General features: G+C 62.2%; 7 protein-coding genes. 6 read left to right on the forward strand and 1 reads right to left on the reverse strand.

Translation table 11 applies throughout. The features are described from left to right. Window positions 1-29: 29 nt before the first annotated feature. Window positions 30-1,085, forward strand: coding sequence for a zinc-dependent alcohol dehydrogenase family protein (locus ABEA12_RS00400; RefSeq protein ID WP_210101912.1), 1,056 nt, complete (start codon window positions 30-32; stop codon window positions 1,083-1,085). A gap of 23 nt (window positions 1,086-1,108) precedes the next feature. On the opposite strand, the gene ABEA12_RS00405 is transcribed toward ABEA12_RS00400, so the two are convergent. Then, entirely contained in the window at window positions 1,109-4,438 is a 3,330-nt protein-coding gene (locus tag ABEA12_RS00405; protein WP_210101911.1) for a DEAD/DEAH box helicase, read from the reverse strand. Window positions 4,439-4,539: 101 nt separating this feature from the next. Here ABEA12_RS00405 and ABEA12_RS00410 point away from each other — a divergent pair, with 101 nt between their 5' ends. The 5 genes from ABEA12_RS00410 to ABEA12_RS00430 all read left to right on the forward strand — a co-directional run. Next, window positions 4,540-5,745 (forward strand): LOG family protein, encoded by a 1,206-nt coding sequence (locus ABEA12_RS00410; RefSeq protein ID WP_210101910.1) that lies wholly within the window; start codon window positions 4,540-4,542, stop codon window positions 5,743-5,745. Continuing rightward, window positions 5,742-6,047, forward strand: coding sequence for an ROK family protein (locus ABEA12_RS00415; RefSeq protein WP_210101909.1), 306 nt, complete (start codon window positions 5,742-5,744; stop codon window positions 6,045-6,047). The genes ABEA12_RS00410 and ABEA12_RS00415 overlap by 4 nt, the downstream gene beginning before the upstream one ends. Then, window positions 6,017-8,206, forward strand: coding sequence for an Ig-like domain-containing protein (locus tag ABEA12_RS00420; protein ID WP_210101908.1), 2,190 nt, complete (start codon window positions 6,017-6,019; stop codon window positions 8,204-8,206). Before ABEA12_RS00415 ends, ABEA12_RS00420 begins: the two co-directional genes overlap by 31 nt. A 673-nt stretch (window positions 8,207-8,879) precedes the next feature. Next, complete coding sequence (locus ABEA12_RS00425) at window positions 8,880-9,284, forward strand: hypothetical protein (protein ID WP_210101907.1); 405 nt, start codon at window positions 8,880-8,882, stop codon at window positions 9,282-9,284. A 230-nt stretch (window positions 9,285-9,514) separates the two neighbouring features. Further along, window positions 9,515-9,936 (forward strand): DDE-type integrase/transposase/recombinase (locus ABEA12_RS00430; protein ID WP_345465684.1); only part of this gene is annotated, 422 nt, incomplete at its 3' end.

The raw sequence follows: 9,936 nt of genomic DNA on the forward strand, positions 1-9,936 counted from the left end.
AAACACCAACCCGACCTTGCGGAGGAAGAATGCGCGCCACCTTGATCCACGGACCGCGGGACATCCGCGTCGAGGACTGCCCATACCCGCAGCTCCTTGCCGACACCGATGCGTTGGTGCGGGTCACCGCCGCCTGCGTCTGCGGTTCGGACCTATGGCCTTACCGCGGCGTCACCGAGACGACGGAGCCACGGCGCATCGGCCATGAATTCATCGGCGTCATCGAAGCCGTCGGTTCCAGGGTCACCAGCCTGGCGGTGGGGGACTTCGTGGTGGCACCCTGGGCCAACAGCTGCGGTTCCTGCCCTCCGTGCCGCAACGGAGTCCAGGTGGCCTGCGAGCACCGGGCCACTTGGGGCGGTACCGACGAGCACGGGCTGCCCGTTGACGGTGGTCAGGGAGAGGCGGTGCGCGTTCCCAACGCCGAGGGAACGCTGGTTCCGGTACCCGGGGTCAGTGATCCCGATGAAAAGCTGTCAAAGTCCTTGCTGGCGCTTTCCGACGTGATGGGCACCGGGCACCACGCGGCACTGGGAGCGCGTGTCGCACCGGGCCGCACGGTGGTGGTGGTCGGGGACGGAGCCGTGGGGCTCTGCGGGGTGCTGGCCGCCAAGCGACTGGGCGCCAGCCGCATCATCGCGATGGCCAGGTACGAAGACCGTGCCGCTCTGGCACGCGGGTTCGGGGCCACCGACGTGGTGGCCGAACGCGGCGCCGAAGCCGCGGAGAAGGTGCGCGGGCTGCTCGGTGGAGTCCTTGCCGATTCTGTGCTTGAATGCGTGGGAACCGCCGAGGCGATGGACCAGGCGCTGGCCTGCACCCGCCCCGGTGGCGCGCTGGGGTTTGTGGGGGTACCCCACGGCCAAGATGGACTGCCGATGGGTGTGCTGTTCTCGAAGAACATCTCGGTGGCGGGCGGGGCGGCCAGTACCCGCGCCTACCTGCCCGAGCTGCTCGAAGACGTGCTGGCCGGATCGATCAACCCCGGCCTGGTCTTCGACTCCGTCATGGGCCTTGAGCAGGCACCCGAGGCGTATGCGGCCATGGACGAACGCCGCTCCATCAAGGTCATGCTTGTGCCATAGGCGCCGGGGGAGCAGCTGTGCCTCTAGCGCAGCAGCTCCCTGATGTCGTCGGCGTTGAGCACCTTGCCGAATCCGGCACCCTCGTCCATGACCGAGGAGATGAGCTGGCGCTTGGAATCCTGCAGCGCCACCACCTTCTCCTCGATGGTGTCCTTGGCGACCATCCGGTAGACCATGACGTTGCGGGTCTGGCCGATGCGGTGCGCCCGGTCCACTGCCTGGGACTCGGCTGCCGGGTTCCACCAGGGATCGAGCAGGAAGCAATAGTCGGCTTCGGTGAGGTTCAGCCCGAAGCCGCCGGCCTTCAGGGAGATCAGGAACACCGGTGCGGCGCCGGACTTGAAGGAATCGATAACCTCCGCGCGTTTGCGCGTAGAGCCGTCCAGGTAGGCGTACGGGGTTCCCGCGGCGTCCAACCGGTCTGCTGCCTTCTTCAGGAAAGACGTGAACTGGGAGAATATCAGCGCGCGGTGGCCCTCGGCCAGGACATCCTCGAGTTGCTCGAAGAGCACGTCCAGCTTGGCGCTGGGGACATCGGCGTAGTCGGGATCCACCAGGGACGCATCCAGTGCCAGCATGCGCAAAAGGGTCAGTGATTGGAAAATCGTGAACCGGTTCTTGTCCATGTCGGTGACCAGGCGCAGCACCTTCTGGCGTTCGCGCTGCAGGTGCGTGTCGTAGACCCGGCGGTGTGCCTCGCCCAGTTCCACGTGCAGGACCTGTTCCTGCTTCGGGGGCAGGTCGGTGACCACGGCGGCCTTGGTGCGGCGCAGCATGAAGGGTCGGACCCTCCGGCGCAGGCGGGCCAAAGGCTCGGGCAGTCCCTGGCGTTCAATGGGGCGTTGGTAGTTCTCCGCGAAGCGCAACGCCGAGGGGAAAAGCCCGGGTGCGACGATGGCGAAGATCGACCAAAGCTCCATGAGATTGTTTTCCATGGGTGTGCCGGTGATCGCCAACTTGAAGCGTGCCGGCATGTCCCGGGCCACGTGGTGGGCCTTGGTCGCCTTATTCTTCACAAACTGTGCTTCGTCAAGGATCAGCCCGGCCCAGGTGATGTCGGCATAGGCGTTGTCATCCAGGCGCAGCAAGGTGTAGGAAGTGACGACGATGTCGTTCTCGCCGGCTATGGTCGCCAGCGAGGCCGCGGCCCGCGACTCGGTGTCGGTGATCGTGGCTACACGCAACGACGGGGCGAAGCGTGCCGCCTCGTCCTTCCAGTTCGAGACAACCGAGGTCGGTGCGATCACCAGGAACGGTGCACGCTGCGCGGCCGTCCCCGAGACGTCCTCGTGGGCCTCTGGGTTCTCCCACACCTGATGGGCGTGGAGGATCAACGCCAACGCCTGGACGGTCTTGCCCAGGCCCATGTCATCGGCGAGCACCCCACCCAGTCCGTTGCGCCACAGGGTCGCAAGCCAGCCGACACCTTCGGTCTGGTACGGGCGCAAGGTCGCATTGAGCGTCGCGGGAAGCTCGGTTTCGGTGGCCTTCAGGTCCACCAGCGAATTCAGTGCACTCACCCACGCATCGGGGCCCTCGACGTGTGCAGCCAGGGCGTCGAGTTCCTCCCACATCGCGTACTGGTACTGGGTTAGCGAGATATCCGCTTCCTTGTCCTTCATGTCCCGCAACCCACTGGCCTCGGAGACCAAGGAGCGCAGCTTGTCGAATAGCGGGTCCTGCAAGGAGAAGTAGCTGCGATCGGGCATCAGCAGCTTGGTCTCGCCGTTGATCAGGGCTCGCAGGATCTCGGCGAAGGGGATCTGGCGTCCGCCGATGGAGATCAGCAAGCCCAGGTCGAACCAGTCGCGCCGGTCCGATTCCACGGTGGTGATCACCAGTTCGGGGGACTCGGTGAGTTCGTGGAACTCGGGGCGGTTCCCGGTTTCCTTGATTACCAGGCCCTCGACTTCGGTGAGTTCCGGTAGCACCCGGCGGACGAAGTCGATGACCTCGAGCCCCTTCAGGTGCTTGGGCCCAAGCACCGTGGCCTCGAAGGCTGGGTACCGGTTCAAGATTTCCAGCACGGTGGATTCCAGCGCGGATTCCACCGCGATGTCCCGGTCCGCAGCGTCAACGACCATGCCTTGGTAGTCGAAGGTCCAGTCCACGTCGATGGATTCGGTGGTGCCGTAGCGGATCTTGGCTACGAGCTTGGGCGGCAGCACCGCCGGCAACTCGATCGAGGCATCGGGGCTGGTGACTCGCAGCTTGCGTGCAAGGCGCGGATAGACGCGGGAGAAGAACTCCTCGGTTTCACCCTCGGGAACGTTCAGGGTCTCGGGGTGGCGCAACATCGACAGCTCGGTGTGGCTCAGCCCGCCGGGAACCTGACCCAGTAGGATCTCATGGTGGTCCTCGGTGGCGGCGTAGACGCCGTGGTTACCGATCGAACCTGCAGCCATGTTCGCATCGAGGATGAACTTGTGCCCGTTCAGGGATACCGAGGGGGCCAGTGCCAGCCCGTCCTCCGTGGCCCGTGCCCCCAGGGTCACATGGGCGGGGGAGGCTAACATGATGCGGGTGTTGGTGCGCATGCCCACCAGGGCTACTCCCAGCGCCTTGGCTTCGGGCAGCAGCTCCCAGAGCAGGGCGGAGGAGTACTCGTCAAGATACAACCAGTCGTTATCTTCACCGAAGTAGAGTTCGCCCTTGGCCCGGTACAGCGGAACGAACTGGCAGAACCAGCGGTGCTGCTCGATATCCAGGTTCAACCCGTAGGTCTTGAAGGTGATGTTGTTCCAGCGCAGGTTTGAGCGCGCCCAACGGTCAATCCCGGAACGCACTACCGGGCGCACCCCTAGGCGCCAACGGCGGGAGGCGACCTTGAGCTGTCCCACGCCTGAGCCGGGAGCCCACTGCTGGTGTGCCGAGAGTGTGGTGTCCTGCAGGTCGAATTGCAAACCCATCTGCAGTACGGGGTGCTTGGAACTGGGCCCGCCCAAGGACTTGGGGGTTGCCGGTGCAGGGGCGAGCAGCTCCTGCAATGATTGCTGCCACGCCGGCACAGCGGCGGCGGTGGTGCGGTACACCACGTCCTTGGCGCGCAGGTGCATGGAGTTTGAGTAAATGAGCACGGCGGCGACATGCCGGCACTTGGGCGCGTCGGCACAGGGGCAGGTGGCAGCGTCAATGACGCGCACCGTCTTCTTGGTAGCCAGCGTGATGGCGACATCGCGTGGGGGCTCGCCATCCTCGGACACCGTAGCGGCCAGGGCCTGGGCAACCGGATCCCACAAGAATCCGCTCAGCGCGGCATCTGTGGCCAAGGCCTTGCCTCGGGTGAAGGAAACACCACCAACGACACGCAGAATTTCACGCGCGTCGACCATGGGAAAAGCAGAATCGGTCATCCTCCTATCGTTTCACGTTCAGCCCGCCAGCACGAACCAAGACGGGATGTGCTGTGCACAAATACATCTCGGTGCCCCGAATGTAGATAGTCTTTGATGTCATGAACAGCACTCCGGCCTTGCATCCCCTCCCGCGCGTGGTTGAAATTGCCTCGCTGAAGGATTTCGACAAGCACGCGGCCACGGCACTGGCATTGACGGACAAACGGTTGGCAGCCTCCATGCACGGGTGGCATGTGCAATCGGTCGACCTGCGCGAGCGAAGTGCGGTGCTGGACAAGTTGCGCTCGGCAGGCTCGGTGTTCATGGGGTGCGAGATCGAAACGAAGATCGAACGCCGGCTGCGCGCCGGAGGGGCCTTGGTCTTCCCGGAGATCCCCGGCCTGCCCTTCGACCCGTACCGCGGCGAACTTTACACCGGGGCTGAACTGTATGGTGGCCTGGACTCCGGGCCTTATGAGTCGGTGCCCGATGCGCGGATCTACGCATGGTCCGCGCATCGATTGGGCGCGGGCGCACATGATGCGCTGAATGCGGCGTTGTCCACGACCTTGCATGACCATGCGATCGGATCGCGGCTTGATTCACAGATCCGTACCGGGGAACTGTCCCACGCGGACCTGGTCGGCGTCATGGGTGGCCATGCCCAGCAGCGTGGATCCCTCGGGTACGAAAAGGCTGCCCGATTGGGCCATGCGTTATCCGAGGCCGGTTTCATCGTTGCCACCGGTGGCGGGCCCGGGGCCATGGAAGCAGCGAACCTGGGTGCGTATCTTGGCTCCGCCGGTCAGGAGACACTCAAAGCCGCGCTTGCGATGCTGGCAAAGGAGCCGGGATTCGACCCTTCGATCACCAATTGGGCTCGGGCCGCCGAAGCGGTGCGTGAACGCTGGCCGGTGGGCGTGGCGAACCTTGGTGTCCCCACCTGGTTCTACGGCCACGAGCCTCCGAACATGTTCGCCACCCACATCGCGAAATACTTTGCCAACGCCACCCGTGAAGCGGTGCTCCTGGAGAAGTGTACCGGCGGGGTGGTCTTTCTGCCCGGCGCGGCCGGGACCGTCCAGGAGATCTTCCAGGACGCCTGCGAAAACTACTATGGCGCGGCTGGCAGCATCAGTCCGATGGTGTTGGTTGGGATCGAGCATTGGACCAAGACGCTGCCGGCCTTCCCGCTGCTCGAGGAGCTGGCCCGTGGACGGGCCATGGAAGAGAAGATCTTCATCGTCGATGACCCGGAAGAGGCCGTGCGGATCCTGACGGAGCTCAACGACGGTTCCAACTTCGGGGTCAGGGGACTGGCATGAGCACGGGATCGATGGCCATTGGCGTCGATGTCGGCGGCACCAAGATCGCTGCTGGATTGGTGGACGCCGAAGGGCAGGTGACACGGCGCATGCAGCGCTCCACCGTTGGACACGATCCTGCGGCCGTGCTGGAGACGGTCACGGCTCTGGTCGCAGAGCTCGGTGCCGGGATCCCCGACGCGGAGGTGGGTGTCGGGGCGGCGTGGTGCAGTATCGAAGCCCTGCAGAGGCCGAACCTAGCGGGGTTGAAAAAACACGCCTGCATCGCATCGTGGCAGAGAACACGGACGGCACCTTTGTGACGGCCGGCGATGCCAACGTCGAGGTAGACAGCACCCCTATCAATCGGGAGCAAATCAGCGGGCAAGCACGGTTGCTCATCCCCTACATAGGCCTGCCGGGCCTGTGGCTACGCAACGGCGATTTCATTGCGCTTATGTTGTGGTCCCTTCTGACCTCGGTGGCCGTGGCTGCTGCTGTGCTGGGAGTTTCCAGCCGCCGCCCCGAGAAAGACTCCGACGACGACGTTCCACCGGATGACAACACCGGTGACGGCGGCAACGGCGGCAACGGCGGCAAGGAAACTGCCCCATGGGCCGGACACCAGAACCAAAATACTGTGCCATGGCCAGAAGATGCCGCTGCCTCCCCTGTGCAGAGGCTCAGCGTAGCCTTTGGAATCGTGGCGGCTCTGACCATCATGACGGTGGTGGGCGCCAGCGTGTTTTCTTCCGCGGCGTTCACGGCCACCACTGCCAACGCATCAAATACGTTCGGCGCCGCCGACGACTGGGAACCGCCCTCGGTCGCGCTGACAAGCCCCGGTACTATTGTCAAGGACACGGTGTTGCTCACGGCAGCCGCTTCGGACGCCCGAAGCGGCATCCGCAGCGTACTCATCCAGTATGCGCCGGCAGCCACCGGAAGCTGGGTGAACTTGTGCACCTCCGAATCCACACCCTATGCCTGCGCTTGGAACACCGCGACGCTGCCGGACGGTACTTACCTTTTGCGTGCCAAAGCCACGGACAAAGCCGGTCTCAGCACCACGACTGATCCGATCCGCACCACGGTAGCGAACTCCTTTACTGTGTTCCTGGACGATCCGGGCGAGACCGCCCGCGGGACAACCAACCTTTCCACGACGCTGAGCCGCCCGGGAACGATCCCCTACACCGTGCGGGTGGAATACTCTGTAGCCGACAGCAACAACTGGAAACCCATCTGTCAAAACCTCGCGTCCCCCTACAACTGCTTGTGGAATACCGCAGCTCTTGCCGACAAAGCCTACGACCTTCGCTCCGTGGCCGTCTCTGGCACCAGCATCACGTACTCCAACCTCGTCACGGATGTATTGGTGGATAACCATGGTCCGTTGGTTTCCTTGGCAGATCCGGGCCCCACCATTCGCGGCACCACCACTTTCGAAGCATCGGCATCAGATGCTGCCTCCGGAGTCGCCCAAGTGCAGCTGCAGTACCTCCGATCCGGCACATCCACTTGGGTAAATATGTGCACCCTGGAAGATGAGCCATACTCCTGCCGGTTCAACACCACCACCATGGCCTATGGCACCTACAGCTTCCGCGCCGTCGCCACCGACGAGGCAGGAAATACGTCGATATCTTCGGCCACCTCCTACCGCACCGTTGACAACACCGTGTCCACTATCTCGGTGCAGGATCCTGGCTCCTACCTTTCGGGCACTGTCACACTACGCGCAGATGCCAACTCCACAGCTGGCATTAGCAATGTCCGGATTCAAACGGCACCCGCTGGCACCACCACGTGGACCACACGGTGCACTGTCAACACTTCACCCTCTACCTGCCCCTGGAGCACTACCGGGGTGACTGACGGACTTTACGACGTCCGTGCGGTCCTGCTGGATTCCGCCGGCAAGGAAACAGTTTCTGCCACGGTGAGTAACCGACGGGTGGATAACAGCCCACTGCGTGCAGCAGATATTCAGAGCATCAATGGCTCCGGAATAGCCGGTCGGGTGGATGCCGGAGACACCCTGAGCTTCAGTTACAGCCAACAGGTGAACTTGGCATCGGTCACGCCAGGCTGGAACGGGGCACCCATTCCAGTAACGGTCCGATTACGTGACGGAAAGCTGCTATCCCAGGGCGGAAAGAGCGACACCATAGATATCCAACGAGCTGGCAGCTCGGTGAACCTTGGATCGGTGAACACCAAGGGCGACTTCGCAAGGAACTCCAGAACCATCTACTTTGACGGCACCATGAAGACTTCCACGGTAACGATCAACGGAATTCCCCGCAGCATAGTCACCGTTACGGTGGGCAATGTGACCTACGGTTCCAACAGCCTGCGCACCAACACCAACTCAGCGAACATGGTGTGGACGCCCACAACAGCCGTCAAGAACACCAACGGTGCTGCCTCATCCACAACACCGGTGACAGAGAGTGGATCTCTAGACAGGGATTTCTAGTAACGGATGTCATGGTTGTAATCCGTATCCAGTCCAACGGCCTCTGGATCGGGGCATCTAAAAGGCTCTCCAGATAGTGGTCCGCGGTCCACTCACAAAGTGCTGTCAGCACGATTCGCTCTCAACAATGGATATGTGCCCTCCGTGTTTACTGGGGCCTCGCCGCCCGAGGGAGGATCGGGGCATGTACGCTCGATGTGGTCTGCTTGACTGGGCTTTTTGGAGAAACTGATTCTCTTTACGACACTTTCCCCCGCAGATCGTTCAAGTTACGCGAAATCGCTGTGCATCAGGGCTCCGGACATCGGCCCGAGAGCAAATTGGAGAATCCGCAGTATCACGAGGAACTTGAACCGTATCTGAGCAGCCCAGGTGTAGGAGCTCGATATAATAATTCATCCTGATTTTGCAGAGACCACCGAGTCATAACCGCGGAATACCAAGGGTCTCTTCGGTATAAACAGTCACATTCGCGTTTCCTGGGCAGATCAATTAAATCGAGATGTCCGGAGCCCTGGTGCATCGTGGTTTGGTCCTTAAAGTGACCATGTTCGCGAAGATGCGTGTTTGCTCTTATTACCCTCTAGTTGATGGAACGGAAAAGTCCTCGCTCTCTACGTCAGGCTGGTTGTGAGCCACCCGGCTCGTCCAAACCTTGCTGAAGGAGACAGCCATGACAGCAACAATCCAGGGATACACTCGCGAAGAAATCCGTGAGTTCATGCACCAGTACTACCTTCAACCACACGGAACCAAAGCAAGCTGGCTGGCCGCTAAGAACGTGCCGGCATGGACCCTGCAGCAGTGGCGGAAGCTGGTCTACGACGGGGACCTCGACCGGAACCTGGTACCAAGGGATCATGGGAGTATGACCCGAACATCTGGCGAACGGTCCGCGTTTGAAAAAGCTCGCGCCAAAGAAATCGCTGAACACCAGTTAGAAGTCGAACAGCTCCAGGAACGCATTCGCATGCTTGAGGGGTCCAATACCGCCTTGGGAAAAGCTATCGGGCTCTTGCACACGCTGAACGTGCCAGAGCCCGATACCAAGCAGACGAACGATCCGAAAAGTTCATAACCGCCGAGAACCACCTCATCGGCACCCTGAGGGACGTCACCGGTTCCCAGCGCAAGGCACTTGAACTGGCGGGCGTATCGCGCTCCACGTGGCATTACCGACAGAATCCCCGTGAACACGTCCGGGACCCGATCCATCAGTCCGAACGCGCCTACGAGAGCCGGATCAGCGAGGCTGACCGGGAGAAGATCAGCGAATGCATCAAGCTGGGCTGGGCCGAGCAGGTCTCCGTGGATCATTCCTTCGCCACCGCCTGGGATGCCGGGTTGGTGCTCGCTTCTAGGCGTACGTGGTGGCGTATCGCGGCGGAGATTGAAGATCAGATGCTGCGCCCCACCGTCCCCACTAGAGCGCAGAACAAACGGGGCCGCAGTGCCAAGCCCGTGTTGAAGGCCACCGGGCCGGGTCAGATTTGGTCGTGGGATATTTCTGACGTGTATTCGCCATGGCGGAAAATCGTCTTCAAGGTCTATTCGGTGATGGATATTTTATCTCGGCAGATCGTGGGCTGGCGCGTGGAGGACAGCGAAGCTGACCACCTGGCCGTGGACATGTTTGAAGCGGCCATCGCCGAGCACGGAGCGCCCCATACGGTGCACGCGGACTCGGGAGCAGCCATGAGGTCGCACTTGCTGCGTGATGCTTTAACCGT

This window comes from Paeniglutamicibacter antarcticus (assembly GCF_039544305.1).
Lineage (GTDB): Bacteria > Actinomycetota > Actinomycetes > Actinomycetales > Micrococcaceae > Paeniglutamicibacter > Paeniglutamicibacter antarcticus_C.